We start from the raw sequence: 16,032 nt of genomic DNA on the forward strand, positions 1-16,032 counted from the left end.
GTGTCTTCGATCGACTCAATGCTGCCACGTCCCACACTCGGGATCGGACACCCGAGCGGTTCGTGAGCGGCCACACACCCGAGCCACACTCGGTCGGCGCGCCTCCACCTCCCCGCCCGCATCCCCGACTAACGTCCTGACCTGTGACGACATCCGGATCGACAGCCGACCCGGCCGAGTTCCGTGCCGCCGTGGAGGCGATGACCGCTGCGCGGGTTCGGCCCGAGATAGAGGTCGGTCCCATCCGCCCGCCGCAGCGCCTCGCTCCGTACAGCCACGCGGTGGGGGCCGAGGTTCTCCACCCGGACTCCGACGTCGTGGCCGAGCAGTCCGAAGGTGACGCTTTCGGCCGCCTGATCCTGTTGTTCGATCCGGACGGCGACGAGGCGTGGAACGGCACCATGCGGTTGGTGGCGTACATCCAGGCCGATCTCGACGAAGCCGTCGCCGCGGATCCACTACTTCCCGAAGTAGCCTGGAGTTGGCTGGTGGACGCTTTGGAGGCCGGACCGGAACCTTTTGTGGCCCTGGGCGGTACGGTCACAGCTACAACTTCCGTGCGGTACGGCGACATCGCCGGGCCTCCGCGAGCCCATCAACTGGAGTTGCGAGCGTCCTGGACTGCAACTTCGTCCGAATTGGCTCACCACGTCGAGGCTTTCTGCGAGGTTCTCGCGTACGCGGCGGGGCTTCCGCCTGCCGGGATAACCACGCTGTCGCGGCAGAACGACTGACTCTGTCACTCGTTTGAGCATTCCCCCGGAAAAATACTAGAACCTGTTCTAGAATGAGTCATGCAACGTCTCAGCGGACTCGACGCGACCTTCCTCTACTTGGAAACACCGACCCAGCTATTGCACGTTTGTGGACTTGTCCTGCTCGACCCCACGACCATCCCGGGCGGCTACGACTACCGGAAGCTGCTTCGCGAGTTGGACTCGCGAATGGCCACCATGCCGACCTTCCGGCGCAAACTCAAAGATTCCCGTCTCAATCTCGACTACCCCGTGTGGGTCGACGATCACGATTTCGACATCGAGCGGCACTGCCATCGGACCGCGGTACCTGCTCCCGGCACACACGCGGAACTGGCAGAGCTCGCCGGACACATCGCGAGCCAACCGCTGGATCGTTCCCGACCGCTGTGGGAGATGTGGGTCATCGAGGGACTTGCCGACGGACAGATCGCCGTCATGTCGAAGATCCATCACAGCGCTGCCGACGGTGTCACCGGCGCGAACATCCTGGCTCAGCTGTGCAGTCTCGAACCGGATTCACCGGCGCTCGTGGATCCCACAGCACAGGGTGCGGGCGACGCGGGAACGCTGGACATCGCGATCGGCGGACTCATGGCCGTCATCGCCCGGCCCGCAAGAATTGCCCGTCTGGTCCCGGGCGGAATCGCCATGCTCCCGAAGTGGGTGACACGTGCGCGAAAGGGTGAAGCGATGCCTGCTCCGTTCACCGCGCCGCGGACCTCGTTCAACGGCGCGATCACCGGTCACCGCAACGTCGCGTTCAGCCAACTCGATCTCGCGAAGGTCAAAGCCGTCAAGGACCGTCACGGCGTCAAGGTCAACGACGTGGTTCTCGCGCTCTGCGCCGGGGCACTGCGTAAGTATCTGGAGGACCGGGACGAGCTGCCGGAGGACTCCCTCGTCGCCATGGTGCCGGTGTCGGTCCACGGCAAATCCGATCGTCCGGGCACGAACCAGATCTCGGGCATGTTCACGCAACTCGGCACCCAGATCGCCGATCCGGTCGAACGCCTGCACGCGATCAGCGATTACAACGCCACCTCGAAGAACCACAACGAGGCTCTGGGCGCGAACATGCTCCAGGACTGGTCGCAGTTCGCTTCGCCGGCGGTGTTCGGCGCCGCCATGCGCGTGTACTCGTCGCTCAAACTCGCCGAGCGTCACCCCGTCGTGTCCAACCTGGTCGTGTCGAATGTGCCTGGACCACCGGTCCCGCTCTACTTCCTCGGTGCCCAGATCAAGGGAATGTTCCCGCTCGGCCCGATCTTTCACGGGGCAGGTCTCAACGTGACGGTGATGTCTCTCGACGGAAAACTCGACGTCGGCATCGTCAGTTGCTCCGATCTGGCACCCGAATTGGACCAGCTCGCGCAAGGTTTCGGAGCCGCACTCGACGAACTGTTCGACGCTGAGGTGACAACCCCGGCCCCGACTGCGACGTAGAGTCAGTGACCATGTCCGAAGTCACCGATGATGCAACCGAGCCCACCTCCGACGTAGTTCCGCTGCTCGTTCCGCGTGACGGAGTTCCGGACGTCATCACCACTGCCGCCGGTGTCGCCGCCGCCGCGGCCGCGCTGGCCTCCGGCCACGGCCCGCTCGCCGTGGACGCCGAGCGCGCATCCGGATTCCGCTATTCGGCACGGGCGTACCTGATCCAGCTTCGACGCGAAGGAGCAGGATCGTTCCTTCTCGACCCGATTCCGACAGCGCAAGACCTGCAGCCGTTGGCCGAGGTGATCAACCCGTTGCAATGGGTGCTGCACTCTGCCGATCAGGATCTCCCCGGCCTCGCCGAACTGGGCCTGACGCCGGCCGAACTGTTCGACACCGAACTGGCCGGACGACTGGCCGGGTTCGAGCGAGTCGGACTCGCCGCGATCGTGGAACGAACCCTGCGAGTGGAACTTCGCAAGGGTCACGGGGCTGCGGACTGGTCGACACGTCCGCTGCCGGACGCCTGGTTGAACTACGCCGCCCTCGACGTCGAAGTGCTTCTCGAACTGCGCGACGCAATGGAAGCCGAACTCGAATCCCAAGGCAAGCTCGAGTGGGCGAAGGAAGAGTTCGAGTACATCCGTCTGGCCGGCCCGCCCAAGCCCAAACCGGACCGCTGGCGTCGTACGTCGCACATCACCTCACTCAAGACCACCCGCCAGTTGGCGGCAGTACGGGCGCTGTGGCAGGCGCGCGAGGATCTCGCACGCAAGCGCGACGTGTCTCCGAGTCGGGTTCTTCCTGACTCCGCGATCATCGATGCCGCTCTCAAAGATCCTCGGTCGCTGGACGCGCTCCGCTCGCTTCCCGTCTTCGGCGGACCACGTCAACGCCGTTATTCGCGTATCTGGATGGACGCACTGGAAGCCGCGCGGAAGCTCCCCGACAGCGAGCTTCCGCCGAAAACCCCGCCCATCGTCGGGCCGCCCGCTGCCGGCCGCTGGGCCCGCCAGGATCCAGCGGCGGCTGATCGGTTGACCGCGGCGCGCGCAGCACTGTCGGACCTGAGCAAAGAGGTTTCGGTGCCCGTGGAGAATCTGCTCCAACCCGACCTGGTCAGGCGCCTGTGCTGGGACTGGAAACTGGAACCCGACTCGGACATCGCCGAAGTCGAGAGTGCGATCGAGACCAAGCTCACTTCCGGTGGCGCACGTGGCTGGCAACGCACTTTGACCGTTCCCGTCCTCGCCGAGGCACTGAACTCCGTGGTCCCGGCCGAGCCCGAAGTGGAAGAGCCGGAATCCTGACCTGACCCCGGTGTGAGGTTGGAGCAATTCGGCACGTTAAGTTACCGGTCAGTAATGGGCAGTAGTACGCTCGATACGAGGCCGGACGCCTGGCCGTGATCGCCGAACCAACGTCTCACCGCCCTTCGGTGCGGTGGGCAGCTCCATCAGGAGGAATTCGCGTGGCTCCATCCACAAACAACCAACGCAACGTCGTCTTCGTCGACGGCATTCGCACCCCGTTCGGCAAGGCCGGCCCGAAAGGCATGTACGCCGACACGCGCGCAGACGATCTCGTCGTCAAGGCGATTCGTGAGCTGCTTCGCCGCAACCCGCAGCTCGATCCCGCACGGATCGACGAAGTTGCCGTTGCAGCCACCACGCAGACCGGCGACCAGGGCCTGACCATCGGCCGCACCGCTGCGATCCTCGCCGGTCTCCCCGAAACCGTTCCAGGATTCGCCATCGACCGCATGTGTGCCGGCGCGATGACCGCCGTCACCACGACCGCGTCGGGCATCGGCTTCGGCCAGTACGACGTCGTGATCGCCGGTGGCGTCGAGCACATGGGTCACCACCCGATGGGTGAGGGCGCAGACCCCAACCCGCGTTTCCTCGCCGACCGCCTGGTCGACCCGAGCGCCCTCGTGATGGGTAACACCGCCGAGAACCTGCACGACCGGTTCCCGACCATCACCAAGGACCGCACGGACGCCTACGCCGTCAACAGCCAGAACAAGTACGACGCTGCCAAGAAGGCCGGCTTCATCGCCGACACCCTGGTCCCCGTCGCCACCCGCAGTTCCGCGGGCTGGGGTCTGGCCACCGAAGACGAGCCGCCGCGCCCCGGAACCACCGTCGAAGATCTCGCGAAGCTCAAGACGCCGTTCCGCCCGGCCGGACGCATCACCGCCGGTAACGCAGCCGGACTCAACGACGGTGCCACCGCAGCACTGCTCGCCGGTGAGGACACCGCAGCCGAGCTCGGCCTGCCGGTCGGCATGCGCATGGTGGGCTTCGCCTACCAGGGCGTCGACCCCGCCGTCATGGGCATCGGCCCGGTTCCCGCCACCGAGAAGCTGCTGGCACGCACCGGCCTCAAGATCGAGGACATCGGACTCTTCGAGATCAACGAAGCGTTCGCCGTTCAGGTCCTCGCGTTCCTCGAGCACTACGGAATCGCCGACGACGACCCGCGCGTCAACCAGTGGGGCGGCGCCATCGCGTGTGGCCACCCTCTCGCTTCCTCGGGCGTTCGCCTGATGACGCAGCTCTCCCGCCAGTTCGCGACGCGTCCCGACGTGCGCTACGGCTTGACCACCATGTGCATCGGCCTCGGCATGGGCGGCACCGTCATCTGGGAGAACCCGAACCACGCTGACTACCAGGCAGGAGTCAACTAAATGTCTGATATTGCAACAGCATTCGCCGACGAGGTCGTGACGAACGCCTACACGAAGATCATCTCGGTCCCCGGCATCGAGGGCCCGTTTGCACTGATCACCCTCGACAACGGCTTCGACCACACCAAGCCGTCGTCCTTCGGTCCCGGCGGACTCGCAGCATTCGACGCCGCCCTCGACGAAGCCTTTGCCGCCAACCCGGTTGCCATCGCCGTCACCGGCAAGCCCTTCATCTTCGCCGCCGGCGCGGATCTCAAGGGTGTTCCCGCGATCACCTCTCGTGAGCAGGGACTCGAGCTGGGCCGCTTGGGTCACAAGGTGTTCCGACGCCTGCGTGAGTCGTCCGTTCCCACGTTCGCCTTCATCAACGGTGTCGCTCTGGGCGGCGGCCTCGAGGTCGGACTGCACAGCCACTACCGCACGGTTGCCGCCAATGCGGGCGCACTGGGTCTTCCGGAAGCATTCCTCGGTCTGGTCCCCGGTTGGGGCGGAACGCAGTTGCTCCCCAACCTCGTCGGCCCGTCGAACGCCGTCACCGTGGTTATCGAGAACTCGCTGAACCAGAACAAGGTGCTCTCCCCCAAGAAGGCACTCGAACTCGGCGTCGTCGACGTCGTTCTCGACTCTGCCGACTTCATCGAGCAGTCCCTCGCCTGGGCGTCGCAGGTCCTCGCCGGCACAGTGACCCCCGCTCGCCCCGAGATCGATCGTGGCCAGGGCTGGGACGACGCGATTGCTCGTGCGAAGGCGATCGTCGACGGCAAGACCAAGGGCAACGCTCCCGGCGCCGTCAAGGCCGTCGAGTTGCTCGAACTGGCTCGCAGCACCGACATCACCGATGCCGCCTCGCTCGACAAGGGCTTCGCGGCCGAGGACGAGGCTCTTGCCGATCTTCTGCTGACGGACGAGCTCCGGGCTGGTCTGTACGCCTTCGATCTGGTGAACAAGCGCGCCAAGCGTCCCGCCGGAGCACCCGACCGCTCGCTCGCTCGTAAGGTCAGCGGCGTCGGCATCGTCGGCGCCGGCCTCATGGCCAGCCAGCTCGCGCTGCTCTTCGTCCGCCAGCTCAAGGTGCCGGTCATCCTGACCGACATCGACCAGGAACGCATCGACAAGGGTGTCGGCTACGTCCACACCGAGATCGAGAAGCTCCAGGGCAAGGGACGCCTGTCCCCCGACGCTGCGAACCGCCTCAAGGCGCTCGTCTCCGGTTCCCTCGACAAGGCCGCGTTCGCCAAGACCGACTTCGTCATCGAAGCCGTCTTCGAGAACATGGACGTCAAGAAGAAGGTCTTCGCGGAACTCGAGCAGTTCATCGCTCCCGAAACCATCCTCGCCACCAACACCTCTTCGCTCTCCATCACGGAGATGGCGTCCGGCCTCGAGCATCCCGAGCGTGTGGTCGGCTTCCACTTCTTCAACCCGGTGGCCGTTCTTCCCCTCCTCGAGATCATCAAGGGCAGCAAGACCGATGATGCCACTCTCGCAACGGCTTTCGCCACCGCGAAGTCGTTGAAGAAGTCCGCCGTCCTCTGCGGCGACAAGGCCGGCTTCGTCTTCAACCGCCTCGTCACCCGCACCTTGGGTGAGGTCATGTCCGCCGTCGACGAAGGCACCCCCTTCGACGTCGCAGACAATGCCATCGCCGAACTCGGCATGCCCATGTCGCCGTTCACCTTGCTGGCCCTCGTCGGACCCGCAGTGGCACTGCACACCGGTGAGACCCTGCAGGAGTCGTACCCGGACCGGTTCAAGAGCTCACCCGGACTCGAAGCACTCGTCGAGGCCCGCAAGCCCGGCGTGTGGACCTGGGGCGAGAACGGTCAGGCCGTCGACCCCGAGGTCGCCGCACTGTGGCCGCAGGGTGACAAGGTGTCAACTTCGGAAGAGGTCCTCGAGCGCACACGTCGTGCATTTGCCGAGGAAATTCAGATCATGCTCGACGAGGGCGTCGTAGCGGCAGCCGAGGACATCGACCTCTGCCTGCTGCTCGGCGGCGGATTCGGATTCTGGAACGGCGGCATCACGCCGTACCTGGACCGCACCGGCACCTCCGAGGCCGTCAACGGCAAGCGCTTCCTCGCGCCTGGTGTTGCCAGCGTCTGAGTCAGTCGATCGACCCGTCACGGACGGCGTGCCTTCGGGTACGCCGTCCGTGGCGTTTGCGCAGGTTCAGAATAGGGTTCCCACATCGTCTTTCACGATGTTCTCGAGCGCACGCTCCGCGACGGCGGCGATGGTCATCGACGGATTGCACGCAGCGGAGTTTCCCGGCAGCAGAGCGCCGTCGAGCACGTACAACCCCCGCTGGCCCAGAACCCGCCCATCAAGATCGCACACCGAGTTCATGCAGGCACCGCCGAGAGGATGCCACGTGGACGGCAGTAACGCGTTCGTGTCGGTGAGCAGTCCTCCTGCCGCGATCCGGTGGGCGGCCGGCCCGATGTGGCCTTGCTGGATCGCCGAATCCCCGTCCTTCGGCCAACGGAGCACCGCCTCACCCCGCGCCGAGTCGTACACGAACCGACCTCGGTCGCGGCTCACACCGAATCCGACCACCACCGTGCTGTGAGCGTCGAACGCAACGGGCGGGAACGACGCCTGAATGACGGTGAACGCATTATGCGGGTCGTCCCAGTTCCGGCTGCCGTAGACGACCGGCCCGCCCTGCGTCGCACCGAAGTTCTCGGCGAGATCCGACCAGATGTAGATCCGATCGGCATTGGTCCCCCACCCTGCGCCGAGCTCGTCCGGCAGATCCGTGATCCGCCCCGTTGCCGCGGCGCGGACCAGGAGTTTGGTGGTGTTCATGCTGCCTGCAGCCATCACGAGCGCATCCGTCGTCAAGATCTTGTTCTCGAGAATCTTGCCGGAAATGTCGGTCCGGTCCACGTACACGCGCCACCGTCCGTCGGCGGCCCGCTCGACATCGGTGACCTGGTGCAGAGTCTCCACATTCACCAATCCGGTCGCTTCCGCAGCCGCAATGTAGGTGACATCCACCGAATGCTTGCCACCGTTGTTGACACCGAGCGCGCCGTCACCGTTGGTGTAAGACGGCTTCATCTCACCCCTCAATTCGGCCAACGCGAAGTTCCAGTCGATCGGCATCGGAATCTTCGACACGGGTAGACCGGAACGCGCTGCGTTACGCGCGAATACACGTGCCGCCTCGTAGTTCGGGCTGGAAATCAGTTCGTCTGGTGCAGTTTCCACATGCAGCATCCGCGCCACCCGCGGGTAATGGACGCGGCCCATTCGTGCGTAATCGAGCTCCTCCGGAAAGTGCGTGTTGAAGACCGCTTCTTCCGGTTGCAGCGTCATCCCTTGGTACACAAGCGATCCGCCGCCCACACCGGCTGCGCAGATCGCGGTCATGTTCTCACCGGTCACCGTCTCCAACAAACCCGCGTATGGCTCGAAGATCGCCGGCCTGCCGAACAGAGTCGGGTTGGACTGATGCCAGAGGATGCGCTTGTCCGGGCTGGCGGGGTGCGGGAAAGTTTCGGCATTCGGCCCGGTCTGCCACCGAATCCCTCTCTCCAGCAAAGTGACCGGAACCCCCGCCTCGGCCAGGCGAAGTGCCGTCACCCCGCCGCCGAACCCCGATCCGATAACCACGACACGGTGCACTTCACGTGTCAGCGGAATCCCTGTTGCAGCCCTGGCAGTGCGTGGCGCCATCATCGCGACTCCCACGGCGGCCGTACCGGCTAAGAACGATCTACGTTTCACTCCGGACATGACTGGTGCTCCCTCGAAGAATGTCGCCAGAGAATTCCGGGCACGCCAAAACTAGACACTCTGACGCTCGAGTGTCAAGGTTTTGGCGGAGCAGGCAAGGAACTACGAGGTCGACCGGATTGCGGGCCCGAGCCACCTCGAGAGAAAGGCCCGCAAGGAGTCGTCGGAATGTACGAGGTCACTGTCGAATGCAACAACCGAAAGCCCCAGTCGCACGGCAATTTCCACTATCTCATCCAACTCCGCCTCGGTGGCGAGGCCACGTTCGACCATAGGGGTGAGCATCTGACCAGCGAAAGGTATTGCTCGACTCATCATTTCGAGATCGAAGACAGGGTTTCCCCGCTCGGCGAGGAGCAGAGTCGCGAGCACCGGGTGAGCACGCACGGCAGTTCGCGCGGCAACGATGAATTCGACGACGTAGTCACACGCCGTGTCGACCGACTCCACCTGTGCCGTGATCTCCCCGAGAACCTCGACAGCGAGACCGCCCATCGCCTGGGAGACGACCTCTTCACGTGTGCCGAAAATCGAGTACACCGTCTGGCGCGAGACACCGGCCGCGGTGGCGACTGCGGCAATGTTCACAGCCTCGAATCCGCCACCTTCGATCAGTCCGAGGGCGGCGCCGAGAATCTTCTGCTGTGATCGCACGAGGAAAGTATTGCCCACCGAAACGGAACACTGAGAAACGCGGTCCAGATCCGACTCCCACCTGCATAAACGGCACAATCGGTTTCGTTTGGCTGCCGAAATTCAGTAGGTTAGGCTGCCCTTCATGAAAACTTCTGTTCGGGGCTTCACTGCCCTCGGTGCGGCTGCAATCGCGGTCACCGCACTTGTCTCGTGCTCCTCGGATTCAGGCACATCCACGACATCCCAAGGTACGGACGGATTCCCCGTCAGCATCGAGAACACCTTCGGCACCACGACCATCGACTCGAAGCCCGAGCGCCTCGTCACCCTCGGATGGAACGCGCAGGACATCCTGTACGCACTCGATCTGACTCCGGTCGGACAGCCCAAGTACACCTACGGTGCGGACGACAACGGCGTCATGCCCTGGGCGCAGGACTACTTCGACGCGGACAAGACAACGCTCTTCGACATGCCGGCCAGCGGAGAACCGCCGATCGAGTCCATCGCGTCGTTGACCCCCGACGTCATCCTCGCGCCGTACGAGGGCTTCGAGGAATCCGTCTACAACCAACTGAGCAAGATCGCACCGACGGCCGCCTACCCCGGCGCGGCCTGGCAGACATCCTGGCAGGACCAGACCCGCATCGTCGGCAAGGCAGTCGGCAAGAGCGAAGAGGCCGACAAGCTCGTCGACGGCCTCGACGCGACTCTCGCCGATACCGCCACAGCCCACCCGGAGTTCGCCGGAAAGACATTGGCAGTGGTCAACTTCGACACCGATTCGAGCAACATCAACGTCTATCTGCCCACTGATCCGCGGGTCCAGGTGCTGACGGAACTCGGATTCGTCAACGCACCGGGCGTCGAGAAGCTCGCCGCGGACAACGCAGGCGGAACCTTCTTCAAGACGATCTCCTACGAGAACATCGCCGACATCGACGCCGATGTGATCGTCGGCTTCACCGACGGCTCCGGTGATCCGTCCGGCATACCCGCAGTCGGTGGACTCGACGCGGTCAAACGCGGATCCACCGCATTCCTCAGCGACACCCGCGTCATCGGCGGACTGAGCAACGTCAACGTCCTGAGCACGCCGTGGGTCCTAGGCCAGATCACACCGACGTTGAGCGAAGCCGCAAAGCGCGCCTCCGCCTAGAAAAGATGCAGTGTCGGTCACGGTCTTTATGCTCACCTGCATGGCCGAACTTTCGATCTCCGTAACCAGGCACGTCAACGCACCGGCGGACACTGTGTGGCAGGTCCTGACGGACCTCGACAACGCTGCCGACACTCTCTCCGGCGTGATCCGTATCGAACGGCTCGCCGGAGAGGGATACGCCGTCGGCACCAAGTGGCGTGAAACTCGGAAGATGATGGGCAAGGTAGCAACCGAGGACATGTGGGTCACCGAGGTCGAGGCTCCCACCCGCACCGTCGTCAAAGCCAACTCCCACGGCATGAACTACACGAGTGGGTTCACCCTGAAGCCTGACGCCACAGGCACGATCCTCGAGATGTATTTCTCCGGTGAATCCGAATCCACTTCACGTATCTCGAAGATCTTCACAGCGGTATTCGGTCGGTTGGGCGCGCGGGTGACCCGGAAATTCATGGCGAAGGATCTCGAAGACATCGCAGCAAAAGCCGAGCGTCTCTCGGGCGAGTAAAGCGCCCTCACCTGCACTTACCATATTGTTTGCATAATAACTGCAATCAATACGACATCACTGTGTCCAGCTGATTCGCTGCGGGAATGGACTCAGCTGGGTAACGGCGCGTGAGTCCCCGCCAAATCTGCCCCGGTGGGCGTAGCGTGCAGAGTGCTCGCGGATGGATCGGCGCATCGGGGTGTCGACCGTAGGGCCTTTGAGGGGGCAGGAATGGCATTCAGCGGAACCGCCTCCGGCGGTGGATCCGGCGCTACTCGCGCCGACGTCGGACATGCAGTGCTCTTCGCCGGCGCCGCCGCGCTCGGCGGTTTTCTGTTCGGATACGACACCGCCGTCATCAACGGGGCGGTCGGTGCGATCCGAGACAAGTACGACATCGGCGCCTCGGGCACCGGGCTCACGGTCTCACTGACTCTGCTCGGCGCAGCACTCGGCGCCTGGATCGCAGGCACACTCGCAGATCGCCTCGGCCGCATCCGCGTCATGCAGATAGCCGCGGTGTTGTTCATAATCGGCGCCGTAGGCTCCGCAATTCCGTTCAGCGTCTACGACCTCACGTTCTGGCGCGTGGTCGGCGGCCTGGCAGTGGGTTTCGCGTCAGTCATCGCCCCGGCCTACATCGCGGAGATCTCCCCCGCCGCGATTCGCGGACGTCTCGGCTCGATGTACCAGCTGGCTATCGTTCTCGGAATCGCCGTGTCGCAGTTGGTCAACTACGCCCTCCAGGCCGCGGCCGGTGGTGATCGCAATCAGATCGCAGGCCTCGAAGCCTGGCAGTGGATGCTGATGCTCGAGGCGGTTCCCGCAGTCCTGTACCTGATCATGACAACCACGATTCCCGAATCTCCACGGTTCCTCGTGGCGCAGGGCAAGGACGATCGTGCTCGCAAGATCATCTCCGATCTCGAAGGTGGAGATCACGACGCCGTCACCGAACGCATGAACGAGATCCGCGAATCTCTGACGGAGAAGCAAGCCAAGACCACAGTCCGCCAACTCTTCTCGAAGCGGCTCGGGGTTTCCCATCTGGTGTGGGTCGGTATTGCACTCGCCGCGTTGCAGCAGTTGGTCGGCATCAACGTGATCTTCTACTACTCGAGCACCCTCTGGCAGGCGGTCGGATTCGGCGCTGACCGGTCCCTGCTGATCAGCGTCGTGAGCGCCTTGGTCAACATCGTCGGTACGTTTGTCGCCATCGCCGTCATCGACCGGGTCGGTCGAAAGCCGTTGTTGCTGGTCGGTTCCGCCGGTATGGCCATCTCACTGGGCACCGCAGCGTTCTGTTTCCATTCGGCAACAGTGACCAAGAACGAGATCGGCGAATCCGTGGCCACGCTGACCGGAGCCAATGCCACTATCGCTCTTATCGGGGCGAACGCATTCGTGTTCTTCTTCGCCTTGTCCTGGGGCCCGGTCGTCTGGGTGTTGATCTCCGAAATGTTCCCCAACCGCGTGCGTGCTGCAGCAGTCGGAATTGCGACCGCCACCAACTGGGTCGCAAACTTCCTGGTGTCCTGGACGTTCCCGGCACTGGCCGATTGGAATCTGTCGTACACCTACGCCGGCTACGCCGTCATGGCAGCGTTGTCACTGTTCGTCGTCCTGCGATTCGTGAAGGAAACGCGAGGCAGCACACTCGAATCCGTCCAGTAGCGAGATCTCACGGTTTCACACCGAAAAGCGGTGGCCCTCGGATTGATCCGAGGGCGACCGCTTTTCGAGATTATCGTGAGACGAGCCGTCAGCCTTGCGCGACTTCGCCCTGAGCCGACGCCGAGGACGCGTCTTCCTGGACGTGGACGCCGACGCTACCCATCCCCGCCACCCAGCCGGTGATCTTACGGGAGAGGTCCTGAGCCGTGAGTCCGAGTTCCTTGTGGATGGCTTCGCGGCTGGCGTGATCGAGGAACTGCTGGGGAACGCCCATGTCGCGGCACGACGTGTGCACTCCGGCGGCACGCATCGCGGCCGAGACCGTCGAACCGATGCCGCCGTGCAGACCGCCGTCTTCGATGGTGACCACGAGGGCGTACTTGTCCGCCATCTTCACCAGCGAATCCGCGACCGGCAGAACCCACCGCGGATCGACGACGGCAACCGAGATGCCCTGCTTGTCGAGCCGCTCGGCAATCTCGAGTGCCAGGGATGCAAACGGGCCCACCGCGACGAGGAGCACGTCGCCGCGCTCACCCTCGCTGGACTTGAGAACGTCGACCATTCCGTCGAGTCGCTTCACGGCCGGAATCGCTTCGGGTACAGCGCCCTTCGGGAAACGAACGACGGTTGGGCCGTCGTCGACGAGGAGTGCCTCGTCCAGCTCTTCCCGCAGTGTGTCGGCGTCACGCGGTGCCGCGACACGGATCCCGGGGATGATTCCGAGCAGCGAAAGATCCCAGACCCCGTTATGGCTGGCACCGTCGACTCCGGTGACCCCGGCGCGGTCGAGCACGACTGTCACCGGTTGCTTGAGCAGAGCGACGTCCATCAACAACTGGTCGAAAGCCCGATTGAGGAAGGTCGAGTAGATAGCTACGACGGGGTGAAGTCCGCCAAGTGCAAGACCGGCGGCCGAGGTCATCGCATGCTGCTCGGCGATACCGACGTCGAAGATCCGATCGGGGAACTTCTCACCGAAGGCCGCGAGGCCGGTGGGCCCGGCCATCGCCGCGGTGATGGCGACGATGTCCTCACGACGCGAAGCCTGCTCGATCAACGCGGCCGAGAAGACCGACGTCCAGTCCGGCGCGGACGACTTGGTGCCGCGACCGGTGACGGGATCGATGACACCGGTGGCATGCATCTGGTCGGCCACGTCGTTCTCGGCGTGTGCGTAACCGTTGCCCTTACGAGTGACGGCATGCACGATGACCGGTCCGCCGTAGGCCTTCGCCCGGCGCAATGCCGATTCCATGGCGGCTTCGTCGTGTCCGTCCACCGGTCCGAGGTATTTGATACCGAGATCGGTGAACATGACCTGAGGGCTGACCGCGTCTTTGAGACCCGCCTTCATTCCGTGCAGGACGGAGTACGCGGTGCGCCCCACCCAGGGCAGTCTCTTGACCATGCGTCGGCCACTGTCGAGGGCGCGCTCGTAACTCGGCGCAGTGCGCAGTGCCGAGAGATGGTCGGCGAGTCCGCCGATGGTCGGTGCGTACGAGCGACCGTTGTCGTTGACGACGATCACCACCGAACGGTCCTTGCCTGCCGCGATGTTGTTGAGAGCTTCCCAACACATTCCGCCGGTCAGCGCGCCGTCACCGACGACGGCAACTACGTGGCGATTCTGACCCGTCAGCGCGAAGGCCTTCGCGAGGCCGTCGGCATAGGACAACGCGGCGGAAGCGTGAGAAGACTCGACCCAGTCGTGTTCGCTCTCGGCGCGGCACGGATACCCGGACAGTCCGCCCTGCTTACGCAGAGTGTCGAACTGATCCTGACGACCGGTGAGGATCTTGTGTACATAGGCCTGATGGCCCGTGTCGAAGATGATCGCGTCCTGCGGCGAGTCGAAAATTCGGTGCAGTGCGAGGGTCAACTCCACGACGCCCAAGTTGGGCCCGAGGTGACCACCGGTCGCAGCGACCTTCAGCACGAGGAACTCACGAATCTCGTCGGCCAACTCCGTCATCTCGGCGTGGCTCAACTGACGTAGATCGTCAGGACCCTGAATGCGGGCAAGAACACCCAACGAGATCGCTCCCTCCGTGCTTCACAGCTGCACCGGTGCGCGCCGCGGCTGTCTTCGCGACAGTGCTGCCAGTCTACGGAGCGTTCCGGCGAACCGACACGCGGACTCGGCCCGATTCCGGTGTGACTTCGCGTAACAGCGAAATCCCGCGGATCGCTCGTGATCGCAATCACAGACAAATGGGATCCGTCGCGATCGACTCGGCAACTCTTCTTCCACAAAACGACCGCCATGTCAGCTTAAGGTCGACGTATGGGAACTGTGGTCGACGACCTGATAACGCGAGTGTTCGACGAAGTCCGATCACTCGACGAAGGCGAGTTGGCCGACTACATCCCCGAACTCGCGGCGGTCGCCCCCGATTCGTTCGGAATCTGCATCGCCACCGTAGACGGTTACGTCTACGAGATCGGTGACTCGCGAATCCCGTTCACCATTCAGTCGATCTCGAAGCCCTTCACCTACGCCTTGGCTCTCGCCGATCGAGGAAGCGAGGCGGTTGCCGCGAAAATCGACGTCGAACCATCCGGCGAGCCGTTCAACGAAATCAGCCTCGACCCGCTCACCGAACGGCCACGAAACCCCATGATCAATGCCGGGGCGATCACCGCTGCATCACTGGTTGCCGGACCGAATCCCGAGGCCCGCTTCGAGCGCATCCGCTCGGCGTACTCGCGATACGCAGGCCGCGAGCTGACCTTCAACGAAGCCGTCTACACCTCCGAGGCCCGCACCGGTCACCGCAACCGTGCGATCGGCCACATGCTGCGATCCTTCGACGTCATCACCGGCAATCCCGACGAGGCCGTCGACCTGTACTTCCGTCAGTGTTCGATCGACGTGACCTGCCGTGATCTGAGTCTGATGGCTGCGACGATGGCGAACAACGGCGTCAATCCGCTCACCCACGAGCGTGCGCTGGCACCCGCAGGCGTCGAACAGGTCCTCAGTGTCATGGCAACCTGCGGGATGTACGACGGCGCCGGCAAGTGGCTGGTAGAGGTCGGATTGCCGGCCAAGAGCGGTGTCGGCGGCGGAGTGCTGGCGGTTCTGCCGGGCCAGATCGGCATCGCCGTGTACTCCCCCAGGCTCGACGTTCACGGCAACAGTGTTCGCGGAGTTGCTTCTGCCCGGGCACTGTCGAAGGAACTCGAACTGCACTTCCTCCACGTGACGCGGGCGTCACGCTCGTCGATCCGGGCCAGATACAGCGTCATCGAAGCACCGTCGCGAGTACGACGCACCCCGACCGAACAAGCCGTGCTCGACGACGTCGGCAAGCGCAGCCGGGTCTACGAACTGCACGGCGATCTCCTCTTCACCGGTGCCGAATCGGCGGTCCGCGAAATCGGCTCGGTGGACGAGGGCCTCGAAGTTGTCGTCATCGACGTCCGCCGCGTCGACGAC

12 protein-coding genes are annotated in these 16,032 nt (G+C 63.9%); 9 read left to right on the forward strand and 3 right to left on the reverse strand.

From position 1 onward, the window contains the following. The first annotated feature begins 143 nt into the window (after positions 1-143). From ACYP01_RS23230 to ACYP01_RS23250, 5 genes are all read left to right on the forward strand, one after another. Positions 144-734 carry a DUF3000 domain-containing protein gene (locus ACYP01_RS23230; protein ID WP_003942604.1) on the forward strand — a complete coding sequence of 197 codons (591 nt, stop codon included), beginning with the start codon at positions 144-146 and terminating at the stop codon, positions 732-734. 60 nt (positions 735-794) lie between these two features. After that, positions 795-2,201: a WS/DGAT/MGAT family O-acyltransferase gene (locus tag ACYP01_RS23235; RefSeq protein ID WP_003942594.1), complete on the forward strand. Its 1,407-nt coding sequence runs from the start codon at positions 795-797 to the stop codon at positions 2,199-2,201. 11 nt (positions 2,202-2,212) lie between these two features. After that, entirely contained in the window at positions 2,213-3,502 is a 1,290-nt protein-coding gene (locus ACYP01_RS23240) for an HRDC domain-containing protein (protein ID WP_459682688.1), read from the forward strand. A gap of 161 nt (positions 3,503-3,663) precedes the next feature. Then, positions 3,664-4,884 carry a thiolase family protein gene (locus ACYP01_RS23245; protein ID WP_003942598.1) on the forward strand — a complete coding sequence of 407 codons (1,221 nt, stop codon included), beginning with the start codon at positions 3,664-3,666 and terminating at the stop codon, positions 4,882-4,884. After that, entirely contained in the window at positions 4,885-6,990 is a 2,106-nt protein-coding gene (locus tag ACYP01_RS23250; RefSeq protein WP_007732875.1) for a 3-hydroxyacyl-CoA dehydrogenase NAD-binding domain-containing protein, read from the forward strand. Positions 6,991-7,056: 66 nt separating this feature from the next. Here ACYP01_RS23250 and ACYP01_RS23255 read toward each other — a convergent pair whose 3' ends face one another. Together ACYP01_RS23255 and ACYP01_RS23260 are read right to left on the reverse strand one after the other, a co-directional pair. After that, on the reverse strand, positions 7,057-8,628 hold the full coding sequence (locus ACYP01_RS23255; RefSeq protein ID WP_459682691.1) for a GMC oxidoreductase: 1,572 nt from the start codon (positions 8,626-8,628) through the stop codon (positions 7,057-7,059). Positions 8,629-8,730: 102 nt separating this feature from the next. Then, a complete protein-coding gene (locus ACYP01_RS23260) occupies positions 8,731-9,282 on the reverse strand; it encodes a TetR/AcrR family transcriptional regulator (protein WP_003942617.1) in 552 nt (183 codons plus the stop codon). Positions 9,283-9,406: 124 nt separating this feature from the next. Between ACYP01_RS23260 and ACYP01_RS23265 the strand changes: the two genes are divergently transcribed. The 3 genes from ACYP01_RS23265 (at position 9,407) to ACYP01_RS23275 (ending at position 12,590) form a co-directional block, all read left to right on the forward strand. After that, complete coding sequence (locus ACYP01_RS23265; protein WP_003942630.1) at positions 9,407-10,423, forward strand: iron-siderophore ABC transporter substrate-binding protein; 1,017 nt, start codon at positions 9,407-9,409, stop codon at positions 10,421-10,423. 40 nt (positions 10,424-10,463) lie between these two features. Beyond that, complete coding sequence (locus ACYP01_RS23270; protein WP_459682694.1) at positions 10,464-10,934, forward strand: SRPBCC family protein; 471 nt, start codon at positions 10,464-10,466, stop codon at positions 10,932-10,934. A gap of 213 nt (positions 10,935-11,147) precedes the next feature. Next, a complete protein-coding gene (locus tag ACYP01_RS23275; RefSeq protein ID WP_003942633.1) occupies positions 11,148-12,590 on the forward strand; it encodes a sugar porter family MFS transporter in 1,443 nt (480 codons plus the stop codon). Between the two features lie 88 nt (positions 12,591-12,678). On the opposite strand, the gene dxs is transcribed toward ACYP01_RS23275, so the two are convergent. Then, the gene (gene dxs, locus ACYP01_RS23280) at positions 12,679-14,625 is read right to left on the reverse strand and encodes a 1-deoxy-D-xylulose-5-phosphate synthase (protein ID WP_007732868.1); all 1,947 of its coding nucleotides are present in this window, start codon (positions 14,623-14,625) and stop codon (positions 12,679-12,681) included. 252 nt (positions 14,626-14,877) lie between these two features. On the opposite strand from dxs, the gene glsA reads away from it, so the two are divergent. Continuing rightward, a partial coding sequence (gene glsA, locus ACYP01_RS23285; protein ID WP_459682696.1) for a glutaminase A occupies positions 14,878-16,032 on the forward strand: 1,155 nt, incomplete at its 3' end.

Source organism: Rhodococcus sp. no. 34, from assembly GCF_054589475.1.

Excerpts from the sequence above, each read along its gene's own strand:
- ACYP01_RS23270 (WP_459682694.1), top strand. The coding sequence starts at position 10,464 with ATGGCCGAACTTTCGATCTCCGTAACCAGGCACGTCAACGCACCGGCG.
- ACYP01_RS23240 (WP_459682688.1), top strand. The coding sequence starts at position 2,213 with ATGTCCGAAGTCACCGATGATGCAACCGAGCCCACCTCCGACGTAGTT.
- ACYP01_RS23275 (WP_003942633.1), top strand. The coding sequence starts at position 11,148 with ATGGCATTCAGCGGAACCGCCTCCGGCGGTGGATCCGGCGCTACTCGC.
- ACYP01_RS23235 (WP_003942594.1), top strand. The coding sequence starts at position 795 with ATGCAACGTCTCAGCGGACTCGACGCGACCTTCCTCTACTTGGAAACA.
- ACYP01_RS23265 (WP_003942630.1), top strand. The coding sequence starts at position 9,407 with ATGAAAACTTCTGTTCGGGGCTTCACTGCCCTCGGTGCGGCTGCAATC.
- ACYP01_RS23255 (WP_459682691.1), bottom strand. The coding sequence starts at position 8,628 with ATGTCCGGAGTGAAACGTAGATCGTTCTTAGCCGGTACGGCCGCCGTG.
- ACYP01_RS23250 (WP_007732875.1), top strand. The coding sequence starts at position 4,885 with ATGTCTGATATTGCAACAGCATTCGCCGACGAGGTCGTGACGAACGCC.